General features: G+C 73.9%; 19 protein-coding genes. 16 read left to right on the top strand and 3 right to left on the bottom strand.

The genetic code is table 11. From position 1 onward, the window contains the following. The first annotated feature begins 20 nt into the window (after positions 1-20). From mltG (ABTZ03_RS12515) to ABTZ03_RS12470, 10 genes are all read left to right on the top strand, one after another. A complete protein-coding gene (mltG, locus tag ABTZ03_RS12515; protein ID WP_350512888.1) occupies positions 21-1,262 on the top strand; it encodes an endolytic transglycosylase MltG in 1,242 nt (413 codons plus the stop codon). Positions 1,263-1,450: 188 nt separating this feature from the next. Further along, positions 1,451-3,364, top strand: coding sequence for an endolytic transglycosylase MltG (mltG, locus tag ABTZ03_RS12510; protein ID WP_350512887.1), 1,914 nt, complete (start codon positions 1,451-1,453; stop codon positions 3,362-3,364). 31 nt (positions 3,365-3,395) lie between these two features. Continuing rightward, complete coding sequence (locus ABTZ03_RS12505) at positions 3,396-4,226, top strand: shikimate dehydrogenase (RefSeq protein ID WP_350512886.1); 831 nt, start codon at positions 3,396-3,398, stop codon at positions 4,224-4,226. Positions 4,227-4,390: 164 nt separating this feature from the next. Continuing rightward, positions 4,391-5,575: a chorismate synthase gene (gene aroC, locus ABTZ03_RS12500; protein ID WP_350512885.1), complete on the top strand. Its 1,185-nt coding sequence runs from the start codon at positions 4,391-4,393 to the stop codon at positions 5,573-5,575. Next, positions 5,572-6,093 carry a shikimate kinase gene (locus ABTZ03_RS12495; protein WP_350512884.1) on the top strand — a complete coding sequence of 174 codons (522 nt, stop codon included), beginning with the start codon at positions 5,572-5,574 and terminating at the stop codon, positions 6,091-6,093. The genes aroC and ABTZ03_RS12495 overlap by 4 nt, the downstream gene beginning before the upstream one ends. Beyond that, positions 6,086-7,177 (top strand): 3-dehydroquinate synthase, encoded by a 1,092-nt coding sequence (gene aroB, locus ABTZ03_RS12490; RefSeq protein ID WP_350512883.1) that lies wholly within the window; start codon positions 6,086-6,088, stop codon positions 7,175-7,177. The genes ABTZ03_RS12495 and aroB overlap by 8 nt, the downstream gene beginning before the upstream one ends. 8 nt (positions 7,178-7,185) lie before the next feature. Continuing rightward, the gene (aroQ, locus tag ABTZ03_RS12485) at positions 7,186-7,614 is read left to right on the top strand and encodes a type II 3-dehydroquinate dehydratase (RefSeq protein ID WP_350513009.1); all 429 of its coding nucleotides are present in this window, start codon (positions 7,186-7,188) and stop codon (positions 7,612-7,614) included. Between the two features lie 84 nt (positions 7,615-7,698). Further along, positions 7,699-8,628, top strand: coding sequence for an AAA family ATPase (locus ABTZ03_RS12480; RefSeq protein ID WP_502894446.1), 930 nt, complete (start codon positions 7,699-7,701; stop codon positions 8,626-8,628). Between the two features lie 76 nt (positions 8,629-8,704). Continuing rightward, positions 8,705-9,514, top strand: coding sequence for an Fpg/Nei family DNA glycosylase (locus ABTZ03_RS12475; protein WP_350512882.1), 810 nt, complete (start codon positions 8,705-8,707; stop codon positions 9,512-9,514). Between the two features lie 65 nt (positions 9,515-9,579). Then, on the top strand, positions 9,580-11,574 hold the full coding sequence (locus tag ABTZ03_RS12470; RefSeq protein ID WP_350512881.1) for an AAA family ATPase: 1,995 nt from the start codon (positions 9,580-9,582) through the stop codon (positions 11,572-11,574). A gap of 56 nt (positions 11,575-11,630) precedes the next feature. Here the strand turns inward: ABTZ03_RS12470 and ABTZ03_RS12465 are convergent, their stop codons facing one another. The 3 genes from ABTZ03_RS12465 to rpmG all read right to left on the bottom strand — a co-directional run bounded on the left by ABTZ03_RS12465 (position 11,631) and on the right by rpmG (position 13,931). After that, entirely contained in the window at positions 11,631-13,340 is a 1,710-nt protein-coding gene (locus ABTZ03_RS12465) for a hypothetical protein (protein ID WP_350512880.1), read from the bottom strand. 152 nt (positions 13,341-13,492) lie between these two features. Further along, the gene (locus ABTZ03_RS12460) at positions 13,493-13,741 is read right to left on the bottom strand and encodes a type B 50S ribosomal protein L31 (protein WP_350512879.1); all 249 of its coding nucleotides are present in this window, start codon (positions 13,739-13,741) and stop codon (positions 13,493-13,495) included. Between the two features lie 25 nt (positions 13,742-13,766). Then, entirely contained in the window at positions 13,767-13,931 is a 165-nt protein-coding gene (gene rpmG / locus ABTZ03_RS12455) for a 50S ribosomal protein L33 (RefSeq protein WP_165984751.1), read from the bottom strand. 120 nt (positions 13,932-14,051) lie between these two features. Here rpmG and rpmB point away from each other — a divergent pair, with 120 nt between their 5' ends. The 6 genes from rpmB to ABTZ03_RS12425 all read left to right on the top strand — a co-directional run bounded on the left by rpmB (position 14,052) and on the right by ABTZ03_RS12425 (position 17,433). Further along, on the top strand, positions 14,052-14,288 hold the full coding sequence (rpmB, locus tag ABTZ03_RS12450) for a 50S ribosomal protein L28 (protein WP_350512878.1): 237 nt from the start codon (positions 14,052-14,054) through the stop codon (positions 14,286-14,288). Beyond that, positions 14,288-14,593 carry a 30S ribosomal protein S14 gene (rpsN, locus tag ABTZ03_RS12445; protein ID WP_350512877.1) on the top strand — a complete coding sequence of 102 codons (306 nt, stop codon included), beginning with the start codon at positions 14,288-14,290 and terminating at the stop codon, positions 14,591-14,593. Before rpmB ends, rpsN begins: the two co-directional genes overlap by 1 nt. After that, positions 14,587-15,768: a CobW family GTP-binding protein gene (locus ABTZ03_RS12440; RefSeq protein ID WP_502894450.1), complete on the top strand. Its 1,182-nt coding sequence runs from the start codon at positions 14,587-14,589 to the stop codon at positions 15,766-15,768. Before rpsN ends, ABTZ03_RS12440 begins: the two co-directional genes overlap by 7 nt. 35 nt (positions 15,769-15,803) lie before the next feature. Next, a complete protein-coding gene (gene rpsR / locus ABTZ03_RS12435; protein ID WP_350512875.1) occupies positions 15,804-16,040 on the top strand; it encodes a 30S ribosomal protein S18 in 237 nt (78 codons plus the stop codon). A gap of 10 nt (positions 16,041-16,050) precedes the next feature. After that, positions 16,051-16,224 carry a 50S ribosomal protein L32 gene (rpmF, locus tag ABTZ03_RS12430; RefSeq protein WP_350512874.1) on the top strand — a complete coding sequence of 58 codons (174 nt, stop codon included), beginning with the start codon at positions 16,051-16,053 and terminating at the stop codon, positions 16,222-16,224. A gap of 102 nt (positions 16,225-16,326) precedes the next feature. Continuing rightward, entirely contained in the window at positions 16,327-17,433 is a 1,107-nt protein-coding gene (locus ABTZ03_RS12425; protein ID WP_350512873.1) for a M24 family metallopeptidase, read from the top strand. Positions 17,434-17,478: the final 45 nt, after the last annotated feature.

Below are 17,478 nucleotides of genomic sequence, written 5' to 3'. Positions count from 1 at the left end.
CGCCGAGGGGGCCGCGCGCCATGACCGACCAGGACTTCCACCCGGGGCTCACGCCGGGGCACCTGGGTGCGCCGGTACTGGAGCCGGAGGGCCGCCCTCCGGGTGCGCCCCGGCCGCACTCCGATGCACCGGATCCGCACCGACGGCGTAACGGACTGGCCTGTGCGCTCACCGCACTCTCGCTGATCGCGGTCTTCGGCGGGATCGGGCTCACCGGCTACACCTGGTTCCAGCAGCAGCGCAAACCCCCGGCCGCCGCCGACTACAACGGGCAGGGCAACGGCAGCGTCCAGGTCTCGGTGCCGGAGGGCGCGGGCCTGTCCCAGATCGCCTCGGCGCTGGTCCGCAACGGGGTGGTGGCCAGCTCGCTCGCCTTCACCCGGGCGGCGAAGGGCAGCGCGGCCGCCGCCGGGCGGATCCAGCCCGGGACGTACACGCTGAAGCTGAAGATGTCGGCCGCCGCCGCGCTGGCCGTCCTGGTCGACCCGGCCAACGCCAACGGTCTGACCATCCCCGAGGGGTGGCGCGGCTACCAGATCTTCACCGCGATCGACAAGAAGCTGAACCTCCCGGCCGGCACCACCCAGAAGACCGCCCAGGACCAGGCCGCCGAACTCGGGCTGCCGGACTTCGCCAACGGCAGCCCGGAGGGCTACCTCTTCCCCGCGCGGTACGCCATCACCGACGGGACCACCGCGCTGGACCTGCTCAAGCAGATGGTCGAGCGGGCGGGCAAGGAGTTCAGCCGGGACGACGCCAACGTGGTCGCGCAGAACCTCGGGCAGAGCCTGTACGGGCTGGTCACCGTGGCCAGCATGGTCCAGGGCGAGGCCGACAACAACGAGGACATGGGCAAGGTGGCCCGGGTCATCTACAACCGGCTGGCCAAGGGGATGCCGCTGCAGCTGGACTCCACCATCAACTACGCGCTCGGCCGCTCGACCCTGAACACCACGGTCACCGACACCAAGCTGGACTCCCCGTACAACACCTACCTGCACCCGGGGCTGCCGCCGTCGCCGATCTCCAACCCCGGACGGCAGGCGATCATGGCCGCGCTGGACCCGACGCCGGGCGACTGGGTCTACTTCGTGACCGTGAAGCCCGGGGACACCCGGTTCACCGACAGCTTCGACGTGCAGCAGCGCAACGTGGCGGAGTTCAACGCCGTCCGGGCGGCCAAGCCGAGCGACGCGGCGTCCGGATCGGCCCCCGCCACGCCCTCGGCTGCGGCCCCGACCGCGGCCGGAACGGCGCCGTGACGGCCCCGTGTGCTGAGCGTGAGGTCGCTCACTGACCGTGCGTTCGCCCGGGCGGGGGTACGACTGCGGTACGGTAACGTCTCCTCCCAGGCGCTGCGCTAGCACGCCGGTTCGAGAATCAGCCGGGACCGCGTCGTCCCGGACGGCCGGTCCGATCCTCCGGTCGTCACCGTCGGTTAAGGGGATCAATGACCGATCTGGGTCGGGGCTACGGCCCCCAGGGCGAGCCGTGGCACCCCGGTGATCCCGGGTACGGCGGCCAGCAGCCGGTCCCCGGCCAGCAGGACGGCCAGTGGCAGCAGCAGTACCCGCAGCAGCAGGGCCAGCAGGGGCAGCAGCCCTACGGCGACGTGCAGCAGGCCCACCTCCAGCAGATGGGGGGCGCGCAGCAGCAGATGCCGCAGGGCATGCAGCCCGGCATGGCCCAGGGCATGCAGCAGGGATACCCGGAGGGGTACCAGCAGCAGGGCATGCCCCAGCAGGGTTTCGAGCAGGGCTACCAGCAGCAGATGCCGCAGCAGGGTTTCGAGCAGGGGTATCCGCAGCAGCAGGGGATGCCCCAGCAGGGCTACCACCAGCAGCAGATGCCGATGCAGCAGGGCATGCCCCAGCAGGGGATGCCGCACCAGGGCATGCCCCAGCAGGGATATCCGCAGCAGCAGTTGCCGCAGCAGGGCATGCCTCAGCAGCAGATGCCGCAGCAGGTCCAGCAGCCCCTTCCGCAGCAGGCGGCTCCGCAGGCTCCGCACCCCCAGGCGCCCGCGCCCGCCGGTCCCGGCCCGGACGGGATCGACTGGGAGGCCGAGGCCGCCGCACTGGAGTCCGGCGTCGACCCGGTCGGCGGGGCGCCCGAGCCCGAGGCCGAGGAGTGGGACGGTCAGCACGACGGCCTCCACGAGGACGGGCCGCACGGCGAGGACGGCTACCTCGACGAGCACGCCGAGGTGGAGGCCGTCGGCTTCCTCGGCGAGCAGGACGACTCCCGCGAGGCGAAGAAGAAGCGCAAGGAGAGCGGCAAGAAGGCGGGCCGCCGCAACGGCGGCGCCTGTCTGGTGGTCGCGGTGGTGCTGCTCGGCCTGCTCGGCGGCGCGGGCTGGTGGGGCTACGGCTTCTGGAAGTCCCACTTCGGCCCGCCGCCGGACTTCACCGGCGAGGGCACCGGCTCCGTCCAGATCGAGGTCAAGCAGGGCGCGGTCGGCGGGCAGATCGGTCTCGCGCTGAAGACCGCCGGTGTGGTGAAGAGCGTCGACGCCTTCACCAAGGCCTGTGACGCCGAGCCCAAGTGCAACACCATCCAGTACGGCTTCTACACCCTGAAGAAGGAGATGTCGGCGGCGGCCGCGGTCAAGGAGCTGCTGGACCAGGCGGGCGGCGCGGCGATCGTGGTCCCGGAGGGCAAGAACTCCTCTGAGATCTACACCATGATCGACGGCAAGCTGAAGCTGCAGAAGGGCACCACGGCGGGCGTCGCCAAGGACCAGCTCAACAACCTCGGCCTGCCGGCGTACGCGAACGGCAACATCGAGGGCTTCCTCTGGCCGACCCGCTACAACATCGCCGACGGCATGAAGCCCGAGGACCTGCTCAAGGCGATGGTGAAGAACGCCACCGACAAGTACGCGAACCTGGACGGCCAGGCCGCCTCGGTGGGGCTGAAGAACGGCTACGAGGTGCTCATCGAGGCGAGCATCCTGCAGCGCGAGGGCAACAACCCCGCGGACTTCGCCAAGATGGCCAAGACCATCCAGAACCGCCTGGCCAACGAGCCGGAGACGCACCACCGCCTCGGCATGGACACCACGCTGCAGTACTCGCTGGGCCGCAAGGACCTCAACAAGAAGGACATGGACGACGCGTCCAACAAGTACAACACCTACCTGAACCCGGGCCTGCCGCCCGGTCCGATCTCCAACCCGGGCGACGACGCGATCAACGCGGTGCTCCACCCGGCGGACGGCAAGTGGCTGTACTTCATCGCGATGTCCCCGACCGAGACGCGGTTCGCCGAGACCAGCAAGGAGCACTACGCCAACGTCAAGGAGTACTGCACCAACGCCGGGCAGGGCTTCGACGAGGCGCGCGGCCACTGCACCACCAAGTAGCCGCGAGCAATCCGCTGACGGAGAGACAGAGTTGACCAGCAAGCACCGGGCGGCCGTCCTCGGCTCGCCGATCGCCCACTCGCTCTCGCCGGACCTGCACCGGGCCGCCTTCGCGGCGCTCGGGCTGGACGGCTGGCGCTACGACCGCTTCGAGGTCGACGAGGCCGGCCTGCCCGGCTTCCTCGCCGGACTGGCCGAGGCCGAGTGGGCGGGGCTGTCGCTGACCATGCCGCTGAAGCGGGCGGTCATCCCGCTGCTGGACGAGGTCAGCGCGGCGGCCCGCGCGGTGGACGCGGTGAACACCGTGGTGTTCACCGCCGACGGCCGCCGGACCGGGGACAACACCGACGTCCCCGGGTTGGTCAACGCGCTGCGTGAGCGCGGCATCACCGAGGTGCCGGCCGCCGCCGTGCTGGGCGCGGGGGCCACCGCCTCCTCGGCGCTGGCCGCGCTCGCCCAGGTCTGCACCGGCGAGGTGACGGTCTACGTGCGCAGCGCCGAGCGGGCCCGGGAGATGGCCGAGCTGGGCGAGCGGCTCGGCGTCGCGGTGCGGACGGCCGACTGGGAGCGCGGCGCCGAGGCGCTGGAGCGGCCGCTGACCGTCTCCACCACGCCGGTCGGTGCGACCGACGCCTTCGCCGGGGCGCTGCCCGCGGTGCCGGGGGCGCTGTTCGACGTGCTGTACCACCCGTGGCCGACGGCGCTGGCCGCCGCCTGCGCCGAGCGCGGCGCGACCGTCCTCGGCGGCCTGGACCTGCTGGTCCACCAGGCGGTGCTGCAGAGCGAGGCCTTCACCGGGCGCACCCCCGGTCCGCTGGCGGCGATGCGCGCGGCGGGGGAGCGGGCACTGGCCGGGCGCTGAGCCCGTCCGTCCCCCGGCCTGGGCGTTTCACCGACCGACCGGTTGCCGTCCGTCACGCGGACTCGGCCACCGGGTGCCTCCGGGTCATGAAAGGATTCGGACAGAAGGCACGCTCGGGCGGGCCGCGGCGGTGCCGTGGTCGGCCCGCTGATGAAGGAGCTTCGTTGGGTACGTTGCGCTGGCTGACGGCGGGGGAGTCGCACGGCCCCGCACTCGTCGCGACTCTGGAAGGCCTGCCCGCCGGTGTCCCGGTCACCACCGCCGTGGTGGCCGACGCGCTGGCGCGCCGCCGGCTCGGTTACGGCCGCGGGGCGCGGATGAAGTTCGAGCAGGACGAGGTGACCTTCCTCGGGGGCGTCCGGCACGGCCTGACCATGGGCAGCCCGGTCGCGATCATGGTGGGCAACACCGAGTGGCCGAAGTGGGAGCAGGTCATGTCGGCCGACCCGGTCGACCCCGAGGTGCTGGCGGGCCTGGCCCGCAACGAGGCGCTGACCCGCCCCCGGCCCGGCCACGCCGACCTGGCCGGCATGCAGAAGTACTCGATCGACGAGGCCCGCCCGATCCTGGAGCGCGCCAGCGCCCGGGAGACGGCCGCCCGGGTCGCGCTGGGCGCGGTCGCCCGGGCCTACCTGCGCGAGGCTGCCGGGATCGAGATCGTCAGCCACGTGGTCGAGCTGGCCGCCGCCAAGGCGCCGGCCGGCGTGGTGCCGCTGCCCTCGGACGAGGCCCGGCTGGACGCCGACCCGGTGCGCTGCCTGGACGCGGACGCCTCGAAGGCGATGGTCGCCGAGATCGACCAGGCCCACAAGGACGGCGACACCCTCGGTGGCGTGGTCGAGGTGCTGGCCTACGGCGTGCCGGTGGGCCTCGGCTCGCACGTGCACTGGGACCGCCGGCTGGACGCCCGGCTGGCCGCCGCGCTGATGGGCATCCAGGCGATCAAGGGCGTCGAGGTCGGCGACGGCTTCGAGCTGGCCCGGGTGCCGGGTTCGAAGGCGCACGACGAGATCGTCCCGACCCCCGAGGGCGTCAAGCGCACCTCCGGCCGCTCCGGCGGCACCGAGGGCGGCCTGTCCACCGGCGAGGTGCTGCGGGTGCGGGCCGCGATGAAGCCGATCGCCACCGTGCCGCGGGCGCTGCAGACCCTGGACGTGCGCACCGGTGAGCCCGCCAAGGCGCACCACCAGCGCTCGGACGTCTGCGCGGTGCCGGCCGCCGGCATCGTCGCCGAGGCGATGGTCGCGCTGGTGCTGGCGGACGCGGTGAGCGAGAAGTTCGGTGGCGACAACGTCTCGGAGACCCGGCGCAATGTGCAGGGCTACCTCGACAACCTGATCATCCGATGACCAATCCGGTCGTTGTGCTGGTCGGCCCGCCCGGCAGTGGCAAGTCCACCGTCGGGCGGGCCTTGGCCGAGCGGCTGGGCGTCGGCTTCCGGGACACCGACGCCGACATCGAGGCGCTGGCCGGCAAGCCCATCCCGGAGATCTTCATCGACGAGGGCGAGCCGCACTTCCGCGCGCTGGAGGTCCGCGCCGTGCGCGCGGCCGCCGAGGGACACGACGGAGTACTGGCGCTCGGCGGCGGTGCGGTGATGGCCGAGGCCACCCGCGCGCTGCTGCGCGAGCTGCCGGTGGTCTTTCTGGAGGTCCCGCTGGGCGACGCGGTCAAGCGGGTCGGCCTGGACGCCCCGCGCCCGCTGCTGGCCGTCAATCCGCGGGCCCGCTGGCGCGAGCTGATGGAGGCCCGCCGCCCCCTCTACCTGGAGGTGGCCACCGCCGTCGTCGACACCGCCGACCGCACCCCCGAGCAGGTCGCGGACGCCGTACTGGAAGCACTGGAGCTGAAGACCCCCCATGACTGACACCACCGTCAGGATTCACGTCGGCGGCAGCGCCGGCCACGACCCGTACGACGTGCTGATCGGGCACCAGCTGCTCGGCGAGCTGGCGCCGCTGATCGGCACCCGCGCGAAGCGGGTCGCGATCATCCACCCGGAGGCGCTGGCCGCCACCGCCGACGCCATTCGCGAGGACCTGGCCGGCGAGGGGTACGAGGCGATCGGGCTGCAGGTGCCGAACGCCGAGGAGGCGAAGAGCGCCGAGGTCGCCGCCTACTGCTGGTCGGTGCTCGGGCAGACCGGGTTCACCCGCAGTGACGTCGTGGTCGGTCTCGGCGGCGGCGCCACCACCGACCTGGCCGGCTTCGTCGCGGCCACCTGGCTGCGCGGGGTGCGCTGGATCTCGATGCCCACCACGCTGCTCGGCATGGTCGACGCGGCCGTCGGCGGCAAGACCGGCATCAACATCGCCGAGGGCAAGAACATGGTCGGCGCCTTCCACCCGCCGGTGGGCGTGCTGGCCGACCTCGGCACCCTGGAGACCGTGCCCAGGCACGACTACGTCTCCGGCCTCGCCGAGGTCATCAAGTGCGGCTTCATCGCCGACCCGGCCATCCTCGACCTGATCGAGGCCGACCCGGAGGGCGCGAAGACCCCGGCCGGCCCGCACACCGTCGAGCTGATCCGCCGGGCCATCCAGGTCAAGGCCGACGTGGTCTCCGGGGACCTCAAGGAGTCCGGCCGCCGGGAGATCCTCAACTACGGCCACACCCTCGGTCACGCCATCGAGCGCAATGAGCGCTACAAGTGGCGGCACGGCGCGGCGATCTCCATCGGCATGGTGTTCGCCGCCGAACTCGGCCGCCTGGCGGGCCGGTTGGACGACGAGACGGCCGACCGGCACCGCACCGTGCTGGCCTCGGTGGGCCTGCCGCTGAGCTACCGGGCGGACGCCTGGCCGAAGCTGCTGGACGCGATGAAGATCGACAAGAAGTCGCGCGGCGACCTGATCCGCTTCATCGTCCTGGACGGCCTCGGCAAGACCTCCGTGCTGGAGGGCCCCGACCCGTCCCTGCTGGTCGCCGCGTACGCGGAGGTCTCGGCGTGACCCGGGTGATGGTGCTCAACGGCCCCAACCTCGGTCGGCTGGGCAGCCGGGAGCCGGACGTCTACGGCGCCACCTCGTACACCGGGCTGGTCGAGCGCTGCACCGCGCTGGGCGCGGAGTTCGGCTTCGAGGTCGAGGTGCACGAGACCAACTCCGAGCAGCAGATGGTGGAGTGGCTGCACGAGGCGGCCGACGGGAAGGTGCCCGTGGTGATCAACCCGGGCGCGTTCACCCACTACTCGTACGCGATGCGGGACGCCGCGGCCCAGCGCACCGCGCCGCTGATCGAGGTGCACATCTCCAACCCGTACGCGCGGGAGACCTTCCGGCACACCTCGGTGATCGCGGCGGTGGCCTCGGGCACCATCGCGGGCTTCGGGATCGGGTCGTACGAGCTGGCGTTGCGGGCGCTGGCGGAGCAGCTCGCCGCGCGCTGACCGCTGGTCAGTGGCCCGGCGGCGGACTGTGCCCGCCGCCGGGCGGCCGTGTAGTGTCCCCGCTGAGAGGTGTCGGGAGGTGCTGTGACGCAGTACGACGGAGGCGGGCAGGTCCCGCCGCGTCCCGCCGCTCCGCCGGTGCCGCCGGGGGGCGGTGCGGGGGTGGCTCCGTCGGGGGCTCCGGTTCCGCCGTCCGCTCCGCCGGCTCCTCCGGCGCCGCCGGCCGCGCCGTCCCCGGTCCGTACGTCGGTTCCGGGCTCGGCTCCCGGCCCGGTTCCGGTCACCGCCACCGCCCCGCCGTCGGCGCCCGTTCCGGCGCCCGCGCCCGTCACCGCTCCGGCGCCCGCGCCGGTCGCACCCGTCGCACCCGTGCCGGCCGGGGGCACCGGGCACTTCGTGCTGCCCGCCGGCACGCCCGTCCAGCTCCCCGCCCACCCGTCGCAGCGGCACGCGCCCGCCGGTCCGATCGCCGTGCTGCTGATCGGCCCGGCCGGGGCGGGCAAGACCACCGTGGCCCGCCACTGGGCCGAGCGCCGGGGCACCCCGACCGCGCACATCAGCCTGGACGACGTCCGCGAGTGGGTGCAGTCCGGCTTCGCCAACCCGCAGTCCGGCTGGAACAACGCCTCCGAGGCCCAGTACCGGCTGGCCCGGCGCACCTGCGGCTTCGCCTGCCGCAACTACCTGGCCAACGGCATCTCCTGCATCATCGACGACGCCGTCTTCCCGGACCGCCCGGCGATCGGCCTCGGCGGCTGGAAGCGGCACATCGGCCCCGGGATGATCCCGGTCGTGCTGCTGCCCAGCCTGGACTCGGTGCTGCGCCGCAACGCCCGCCGCAGCGGGACCCGCCGGCTCGGCGACGAGGAGGTGGCCCGCATCCACGGGCGGATGGCGGGCTGGTACAACTCCGGGCTGCCGATCATCGACAACTCCTACCTGGACGTCGCCGGTACGGCCGCCGAGCTGGACCGGGTCATCCTGGCCCGGCTGATGGGCATGCCGGTCCGCTGAACCGCCGGCCGGGTGTGTCGGCGGCGGCTGCGATGATGGAGCGGTCCCGCCAGAACCACCCGGGGAGCTGACGCCCGTGCCGGAAGGCCACATCATCCACCGCCTCGCCGGCCAGAACCGGACGGCCTTCGGCGGCCGCCCGGTGCAGGTCTCCAGCCCGCAGGGCCGCTTCGTCGACGAGGCCAAGGCGATCGACGGGCAGCTGCTCACCGGCGCCGAGGCCTTCGGCAAGCACCTCTTCCTCGGCTTCGAGGAGGGCGGCTGGGTGCACGTCCACCTCGGCCTCTACGGCGGCTTCACCTTCGGCACCGGCCCGGCGCCCGAGCCGGTCGGCCTGATCCGGCTGCGGCTGGCCAACGACGAGGGCTACGCCGACCTGCGCGGTCCCAACACCTGCGCGCTGGTCACCGACGCCGAGAAGGCCGCCGTCGCCGCCCGCCTCGGCCCCGACCCGCTGCGCGCCGACGCGGACCCGGAGGCCGCCTGGCGCCGGATATCGGGCAGCCGCACGACCGTCGCCGCGCTGCTGATGGACCAGAAGGTGCTGGCCGGGGTCGGCAACGTCTACCGCGCCGAGGTGCTGTTCCGCCACCACGTCGACCCGCACCGGGCCGGCCGCGACCTCACCCGCCGGGAGTGGGACGCGATCTGGGCCGACCTGGTCGCCCTGATGAACGAGGGCGCCGCCGTCGGCCGGATCGACACCGTCCGCCCCGAGCACACCCCCGAGGCGATGGGCCGCCCGCCCCGGGTGGACGACCACGGTGGCGAGGTGTACGTCTACCGCCGCGCCGCGCTGCCCTGCCTGGTCTGCGGCACGGAGGTGCGGACGGAGGAGCACGCGGCGCGCAACCTGTTCTGGTGTCCGACCTGCCAGGCGGCCTGAGCCGGATTCAGCCCCGGGGACTGCCCGACGCCGTAGGCTGGGGGCCGGTCGGAGGGAGCGGACGGGTGGACGGCTACGAGGTGACCAACAGCGTGACGGGCACCACGGTGCACGGCAGCGTGGTCCAGGGGCGGAACGTCACGGTCCAGCTGCCGCCGAAGCACCGGACCCCGTATCAGGTCCGGCCGCCGCGCGACAGCTTCGTCAACCGGGAGCGCGAACTCGCCGCGCTCACCGCCGCGTTGGGCCGGGCCGAGCGGGGCGGTCCGGCGATCGTGGCGTTCACCGGCCTGGGCGGCGTCGGCAAGACCGAGCTGGTGGCCAAGTTCGCCAACGAGCAGGCGGGGCACTTCCCGGGCGGCGTGCTGTACGCGGACCTCAAGGCCTACCGGCACCGGTCCGCGGTGGACCTCGCCGGGGTGCTGGAGGGTTTCCTGCGCGCCCTCGGGGTCCGGCCGCCGGACGTGGAGGCGGAACGGTTCGGGGAGTTCCGGACGGTGACCGCCGAGCAGCGGTGCCTGGTGTTCCTCGACAACGTCGAGCACGCCGCCGAGGTCCGCGCGCTGCTGCCGTCCAGCGGCCTGCTGGTGGCGGCGGGCCGGCGGCGGCTGGACGCGCTGCGGATGGACGGTGCCGAGGTGCGGCAGTTGGACCGGCTGAGCGCGTCGGCCGCCGCCGCCCTGGTGCGGGGCTGGCTGAGCGCCGGGCGGGGCACCGACGACGAGGTCGCGGCCCTGGTGGAGCGCTGCGAGGGGCTGCCGATCGCCCTGAACGCGGTCGGCAGTCAGCTGTTGCGGCGGGCTCGGTTGTCGGTGGGTCAGGTGGTGGCCGAACTGTCCCACCGGGAGGGCAGGTTGGCCGTGCTGGACAACGAGGAGGGGAAACTCCGAGAGACCTACGACCCGGTGTACGAGCGGCTCTCGCCGCCGGGGCGGGCGCTGTACCACCTGGTCGGGACGCACCCGGGCCCGTTCGTCTCGGCCGAGCTGGCGGACGCGGTGGGCGTCGAACGGGCCGAGGACGCCCTGGACGAGCTGTGCGCCGTGCACCTCCTGGACGTGGTCGTCGACCAGGGGGAGGACGAGCGCTTCCAGGCCCATGACGTGGTGCGCACCCACGCCTACGCCTGCGCCCGTGAACTGCCCGACCGGATCGATCTGCTGGCCCGGGTGGTGGCCTACTACCGGGGTCGGGCGTCGGTGGCGGACCGGGCGATGGGGCGGCGGCTCCGGTTGCAGCAGCCGACCGGTGACGGGCTGCCCGGCTTCCCGTCCGGTGCCGCCGCGCTGGAGTGGCTGCACGCCGAACGGGCCAACCTGCGGGCGGTGGTGGAGGCGGCCGCCGAGCGGCGGTGGCACGACGAGGTGTGGTGGCTGTGCGAGTCGCTGTGGCCGCTCTACCACGGCCGGAAGCTCTACGAGGACTGGATCGCCGTCCACGAGATCGGCGTCGAGTCGGCCCGGTGGGCCAACAATCCGGATGCGGTGGTCCGGATGCACAACCAGCTCGCCCGTGCGCACCATGAGCGGGGTGAACTCCGGCTCGCCGCCGAGCAGTTGGCGCTGGCGGCGGAGCAGCTGCCGCTGGTGGCCAACCGGCAGGTGGTGGGTGTGCTGTACGAGACGGACGGCCTGTTGTGCCTGGCCGACGGCCGCCCGGCGGACGCGGTCGGGAAGTTCGCCCTGGCCCGCGAGGCCAACGCGGGCGACGACCACGGTGTGGTCGTGCAGAGCTACAACCTGGCGCAGGCCCTGATCGCCGACGGCCGTCCGGGTGAGGCGCTGACCGTCCTGGCCGAGGCCGTCGCGCTGGCGGAGGCGACCGACGACCGGGACATGCTGATGAAGCTGCCACTGGTCCGGGCCCGGGCCCACCGGGCGCTGGGGCAGCTGGACCTCGCCGTCGCGGACGCCGAGGAGTGTGCCCGGCGAGCGCAGGAGCGCAGCCAGTACGCCAAGGAGGCCCAGGCGCACACCCTGCTGGTCGAGCTCGCCGAGGAGTCGGGCGACCCGGAGCTCGCCGAGCGCAGCCGGGCGCGGCTGCGGGAGCTGGCGGGCTGAGGGCTTGGCGGCTTGAGGTCCGGCGGGCAGAGGGCCGGCGGGTTGGGGGCCGGTGCCTACGGCTCGGTGCGGAAGGACACCCGGGTGCGGTGCCGGCCGGTGTGGATGGTGAGGCCGTGCTCGGGCAGGCCGGCCGGGTCGCCGCCGTCGGCGAGCCAGCAGGCGACGGCGGAGCCGAGCAGCAGCGGGTCGAGGACGGGGTCGGGGTCGCCGAAGGCCGGTTCGGCGCGGGCCTCCAACAGCAGGCCGGTGCGCAGCCGGAGCACGTGGCGGGCCGGGCCGAGGGCGGCCACCGCGACGGCGAGGCCGGGCAGTTCGAGGGCGGTGTCGGCGAGCCAGTGGACGGCGGGGCGTTCGGCGTGGGCCTCGGTGCGGGCGAGGACCTCGGCGGTGTAGCGCAGTGCGTCGCCGGGGTGGTCGTCGGTGAGTGCGTGGAAGCCGCGCGGGGTGTGGTCGGCGGGGTGGAAGGGGTAGCGCTGCAGGCTGACGTCGGTGCCCTCGCTCTTGCCCTCGACGTCGTACGCGGTGGGGCCGTCGCCGCTGCCGTCGCCATTGCCGCTGCCGGGGTGGGGTGCGGGCCTGGGGTAGGGCGGCAGGACGGGTTCACCGGCGGGTTCGTCGAGGCCGTCGAGGAAGGAGTAGAGCAGCGGGCGCAGCACCCGGGCGGATTCGCCGCGGTGGGCGAGCGAGCGCTCGGTGATGGCGGCGAGGTCGTCCGGGGTGCCCGGTGAGTCCGGGTCCCGGGCGAGGGCGTGTCCGACCTGGGCGGCGAGGTCGCCGTCGGGGTCGAGCACGGGCGCGGCCTGGCCGAAGGCGTAGCTGGGGGAGCGCGGGTCGAGTTCGGCCGCGCCGGTGGTGACGAGCATCGTGCGGCGGTGCAGGGCGGCGCCGTAGAACGAGACCGAGCCGTGGTCGCCGATCATGCAGTCGGCGGCGACCAGCGCGGCCTGCCAGCCCTGGTGGGGCGGGACGAGGCGCAGGCCCATCCGTCGGGCGTCGTCGAGCAGGGCGGCCGGGTCGTGCCGGCTCCAGATGTTGGGGTGCAGCACGACGGCCACCGTGTACTCGTCGGCGGGCAGTTGGCGGACCAGCCGCTGGGGCAGGTCGGGGTGGCGGCCGAATAACGAGTGCTCGCTCCAGGTGGAGTCGACCACGACGAGGCGGCGGCCGCGGACGGCGCCGAGCGCGGCGCGGTAGCCGTCGCGGGAGCGTTCGCTGCGCAGTATCCGGTCGAAGCAGGGGTCGCCGACGACCCGGGCGACGTCCAGCGCCTCGGGGCAGGAGGCGCGCAGCCGGTCCAGCTGTTCGGGGTGGGAGAGGCCGAGGACGTCCACGAACACCCGGCCGTGGTGGGTGAGTTCGTTGCGGGAGAGGCCGGCGGCGCTGACCGTGTCGCCGGTGGACTCGGTGACCAGGCGGTTGTAGCCGGCGCCGTGCGGGAGGACGACCAGGCGGGCGTCCAGGCGGTGCATGGAGGCGTGCACGGCGCAGGCGACGGCCAGGTCGAAGCGGTGTCGGACGGCGTCCTCCCAGTCCAGCACGGTGTAGCCGGGCAGGCCGTGCAGGTACTCGTCCAGGGCGCGGTCGGCGAAGGCGGAGCCGGGGTTGACGGTGAAGTAGCGCTCGATGCCGTCCGGGGCGAGCAGGGTGAGGACGTCCAGGACCCGGGTCGCCGAGGTGAGGGTGCGGGCGACCGCCAGCACGCGGGCCTTGACCGGGCGGGTGTTCCAGCGGTCGGCGGGCCAGACGTGGGGGTGGGACGGCACATCGTGATCGTACTCATCCGGCCGTGTTCCGGCGCCGCTTCACCGGGGCGGCGGGTTTCGAGTGTCGCCCCCCGGGCCCGGTGACGGTCCCTCAACCGGCAGGCCGAAGCGGCGCCTCCCCGGCCGGGGAGGCGCCGCTTCGGCCCGCGGCGTCAGTGCCGGTCGCCGTAGCGCCGGCGGAACCGCTCGACCCGGCCCGCGGTGTCGAGCACCCGGGACTGGCCGGTGTAGAAGGGGTGGCTCGCCGAGGAGATCTCGACGTCGATCACCGGGTAGGTGTTGCCGTCCTCCCACTCGATCGTGCGGTCGCTGGTGACGGTGGAGCGAGTGAGGAAGGCCAGGCCGCCGACCTTGTCGCGGAAGACGACCGGACGGTAGCTGGGGTGGATTCCGGACTTCATGGGTGGGCTCCTCCTGGTGGGCGGGTCAGCGTTCTTCGCGGAAGTCGACGTGCCGGCGGACGACCGGGTCGTACTTGCGCAGCACCATCCGGTCCGGGTCGTTGCGGCGGTTCTTGCGGGTCACGTACGTGTAGCCGGTGCCGGCGGTGGAGCGGAGCTTGATCACCGGGCGCAGTTCGCTGCGGGCCATCGGGCGTCCTCCTGGGGTGGCTCGGGTGCTGGGTCGGAACCGTACACCGAAATGGAAGTCATTTTCATCTGGTGTAACGTGAGCTCCGTCCTGCCCATTCCCGGACGCCAGGGAGCACCCATGTCCGCCCACTGCCAGCTCACCGGCCGCCGGCCCGGTTTCGGCAACGCGATCTCGCACTCGCACCGCCGCACCCCGCGCCGCTTCGACCCCAACATCCAGCGCAAGCGCTACTGGCTGCCCAGCGAGGGCCGCTACGTCCGGCTCGTGCTGAGCACCAAGGGCATCCGCACCGTCGACACGATCGGGATCGAGGCCGCCGTGGTCCGCATCCGCGCCCGGGGGGAGAAGGTCTGATGGCCAAGCAGAGCAAGATCGCCAAGAACGAGCGGCGCCGCGCCGTCGTCGCCCGCTACGCCGAGCGCCGGGCCGAGCTCAAGCGGATCATCGCCCACCCCGGTACGACCTCCGCCGACCGCGCCGCCGCCCAGGCCGAACTGGCCCGCCAGCCGCGCGACGCGAGCGCCACCAGGGTCCGCAACCGCGACGCGGTGGACGGCCGGCCGCGCGGCTACCTGCGGGCCTTCGGCCTCTCCCGGGTCAATCTCCGGGTGCACGCCCACGCCGGCCACCTGCCGGGCGTCCGCAAGGCCAGCTGGTGAGCGCCCCGGACGGGACCAGGCTCCCGGTCGTCGTGGTGGCCGGCCTGCACGCCGACGAACGGCGGTCCGCCGTGGCGGAGTTGACGGCCGCCGCGGTGGACGCCGTGGTGCTCCGGCACGACCTGCGGGACGCCTCGCGCGGCCTGGTCCACCGCGAACTGCGGGACGCGGAAGGGGCGTTCGACAGCGACTCGGTGCCACTGGTCAACGACTGCGCCTGTTGCGCCCTGCGCGAGGACCTGCTGCCCCGGCTGCTGGAGATCGCCGACGAGGGCCGGTACGGGCTCGCGGTGGTCGAACTCTGGGGCGGCAGCGACCCGCACCCGGCCGTCGAGGTGCTCACCGGGAGCGAGGTGGACGGCCGCGACCCGGCCGGATCGATCGAGCTCGCGGGCGTGGTCACCGCCGTCGACCCGGACCGGCTGATCGGCGAACTCTCCGTCCCCGACGACCTGGCGGAGCACGGCGAGCACACCGCCGCCCGCGACGACCGCACCCGCGCCGAGGCGCTCGCCCACCAGGTCGAGTACGCCACCACCCTCGCCGTGCCGCGGACCGCGGCGCACGCGCCGGGGCTCGCGCTGCTGCGCCAGCTCCACCCGACGGCCCGGGTGGTCCGGCTCGGCACCGGCGGGCTCACCCGGGCCGCGCTCGGCGGCTTCGACGTCGCCGCCGCCCGCGACCGGGTCAACCCGGCGATCGCGCTGCTCCCCCAGGAGTGCGACGAGGCCGGGGTCACCACGCTGGTCTGGGAACGCCGCCGCCCGCTCCACCCGGAGCGGCTGCACCGGGCCCTGGAACTGCTCGTCCCGGCGGCCCAGCGCAGCCGCGGCCGGTTCTGGCTGGCCAACCGGCCCGACCTGATGCTCGCCTGGGACGCGGCCGGGGCCAACCTCGCGGTCGAGGAGTGCGGGCCGTGGCTCACCTCGCTGCCCGACGCAGCCTGGGACCTCTACCCGCCGGCCCGCCGTGCGGCCGCCGCCCTCGACTGGCACCCGCTGCACGGCGACCGGGTGCAGCAGCTCAGCTTCACGGCGGAGGGGCTGGACGTCGACGGCATCACCGAACTGCTCGACTCCTGTCTGCTCACCGACGCCGAGCTCGCCGCCGGCGAACCCGGCTGGAAGGCCCTTCCGGACGCCTTCCAGGACCTGCTCGACCCCGTCCACTTCTGAACCCGACCCCGTCCGCCCGCCCCTGAAGGAGACCCGTGCGCAAACGAACCGCCCCGCTGAAGCCGCGCCCCAACCCGCTGCTCGCGGCCGGCATCGAGTACATCGACTACAAGGACACCGACCTGCTGCGGCGCTTCATCTCCGACCGCGGCAAGATCCGCAGCCGCCGGGTCACCCGCCTCACCGTCCAGCAGCAGCGGGGGATGGCCCGGGCGATCAAGAACGCCCGCGAGATGGCCCTCCTCCCGTACGCCTCCGGCACCACCCGATAAGGAGCCCCCGATGGCCGTGCCCAAGCGCAAGACCTCCCGCAGCAACACCCGCCACCGTCGCGCCCAGTGGAAGGCGACGGCGCCGAAGCTCGTCCCGACCACGGTCGACGGCCGGGAGGTGCTCGTCCCGCAGAACCTCGTCCCGGCCTACAGCCGCGGCCTGATCGACCCGCAGGCGCGGTAGCGGAGGGGACGGAGGGAGGGAAGGGGGCCGGGAAGGGGCGGCGGCGGACCCGTCGGGGGTGCTCGGCGGGCGGAGCGGGCCGGGGGTTCGTAGGCTCGACGCATGGCGGATGCGTACGCGGGGCGGCGGGAGCGGGTGCGGGAGCACTGCGGTGCGGTCGGGGCCGATGCGGCGCTGATCACCCGGGCGGCGAACGTGCGGTACCTGACGGGCTGCGCGCCCTGCGGGGCGACCCTGCTGCTGACTCGGGAACGGGCGCTGCTGGCGGTGCCGGACGACCTGCCGCCGGACGACTCGGGGGAGCACCTGATCGCCGCGGACGTCACCCAGGTGCCGGTGTCGGCCGGGGCGGACACCGCGCTGGCGGCCGCGGCCGCGGCCGGGCGGCTGGGGGTGAGGGGCCTGGCGGTGGAGGAGCACGACCTGACCGTCACCCGGCACCGGGCGGTGGCGGGCCTGGCGGAGGGGGCCCGGCTGGCGGACCTCGGCCAGGCGGTGGAGCGGCTGCGGGTGGTCAAGGACGAGCACGAGATCGCCGATCTGCGGATCGCCGCCGAGATCGCCGACCAGGCGCTCGGCGAGCTGCTGGAGTCGATCCTGGTCGGCCGCACCGAGCGGCACCTGGCGATGGAGCTGGAGCGCCGGATGATCGACCACGGCGCGGACCGGGCCGCCTTCCCGGTCTCGGTCGGCACCGGCAGCCACTCCGGCCAGCCCGCCCACCAGCCGACCGACCGCCGGGTGGAGGAGGGCGACTTCCTCACCGTGGTGATGGGCGCCCAGTACCGCGGCTACCGGGTCTCGACCGCCCGGACCTTCGTGATCGGCGCCGCTCCCGCGCCCTGGCAGGTCGAGCTGCACCGGCTGGTCTTCCGCGCCCAGCGGGCCGGCCGGGAGGCGCTCGGACCAGGGGTGGAGCAGTGCGTACCCGACCGGGCCGCCCGGCAGGTCCTGGAGGCGGCCGGCCACACCGAGACCTCTCCGCACCCGGTGGGCCACGGCATCGGGTTGGAGATCAGGGAGGCGCCGCGCCTCGGTCCGTCGGACATGGGTAAACTGGACAGCCGCGTGCCGGTCACCGTCGGTCCGGGAGTCCACCTCCCGGGCAAGGGCGGGGTCCGGATCGAGGACACGCTCGTCGTACGCCCCCTCGAGGAGGGCGGGCCCGAGCTGCTCACCATCACCACCAAGGAGCTCCTCGCCCTCTGACGCCGGCCCCCGGGGCCGTCGGCGGCAGGACGCGAACCCTTGGTT

It is taken from the genome of Kitasatospora sp. NPDC096077 (assembly GCF_040303245.1).
Lineage (GTDB): Bacteria > Actinomycetota > Actinomycetes > Streptomycetales > Streptomycetaceae > Kitasatospora.
The sequence above is the reverse complement of the archived record's forward strand: the minus strand, read 5'-3'. Positions and strand labels throughout refer to the sequence as shown.

What these genes read in the sequence shown, in the direction of transcription:
- mltG (WP_350512888.1), top strand. Translation starts at nt 21, where the DNA reads ATGACCGACCAGGACTTCCACCCGGGGCTCACGCCGGGGCACCTGGGT.
- mltG (WP_350512887.1), top strand. Translation starts at nt 1,451, where the DNA reads ATGACCGATCTGGGTCGGGGCTACGGCCCCCAGGGCGAGCCGTGGCAC.
- ABTZ03_RS12495 (WP_350512884.1), top strand. Translation starts at nt 5,572, where the DNA reads ATGACCAATCCGGTCGTTGTGCTGGTCGGCCCGCCCGGCAGTGGCAAG.
- aroB (WP_350512883.1), top strand. Translation starts at nt 6,086, where the DNA reads ATGACTGACACCACCGTCAGGATTCACGTCGGCGGCAGCGCCGGCCAC.
- aroQ (WP_350513009.1), top strand. Translation starts at nt 7,186, where the DNA reads ATGGTGCTCAACGGCCCCAACCTCGGTCGGCTGGGCAGCCGGGAGCCG.
- ABTZ03_RS12460 (WP_350512879.1), bottom strand. Translation starts at nt 13,741, where the DNA reads ATGAAGTCCGGAATCCACCCCAGCTACCGTCCGGTCGTCTTCCGCGAC.
- rpmG (WP_165984751.1), bottom strand. Translation starts at nt 13,931, where the DNA reads ATGGCCCGCAGCGAACTGCGCCCGGTGATCAAGCTCCGCTCCACCGCC.
- rpmB (WP_350512878.1), top strand. Translation starts at nt 14,052, where the DNA reads ATGTCCGCCCACTGCCAGCTCACCGGCCGCCGGCCCGGTTTCGGCAAC.
- rpsN (WP_350512877.1), top strand. Translation starts at nt 14,288, where the DNA reads ATGGCCAAGCAGAGCAAGATCGCCAAGAACGAGCGGCGCCGCGCCGTC.
- rpmF (WP_350512874.1), top strand. Translation starts at nt 16,051, where the DNA reads ATGGCCGTGCCCAAGCGCAAGACCTCCCGCAGCAACACCCGCCACCGT.
- ABTZ03_RS12425 (WP_350512873.1), top strand. Translation starts at nt 16,327, where the DNA reads ATGGCGGATGCGTACGCGGGGCGGCGGGAGCGGGTGCGGGAGCACTGC.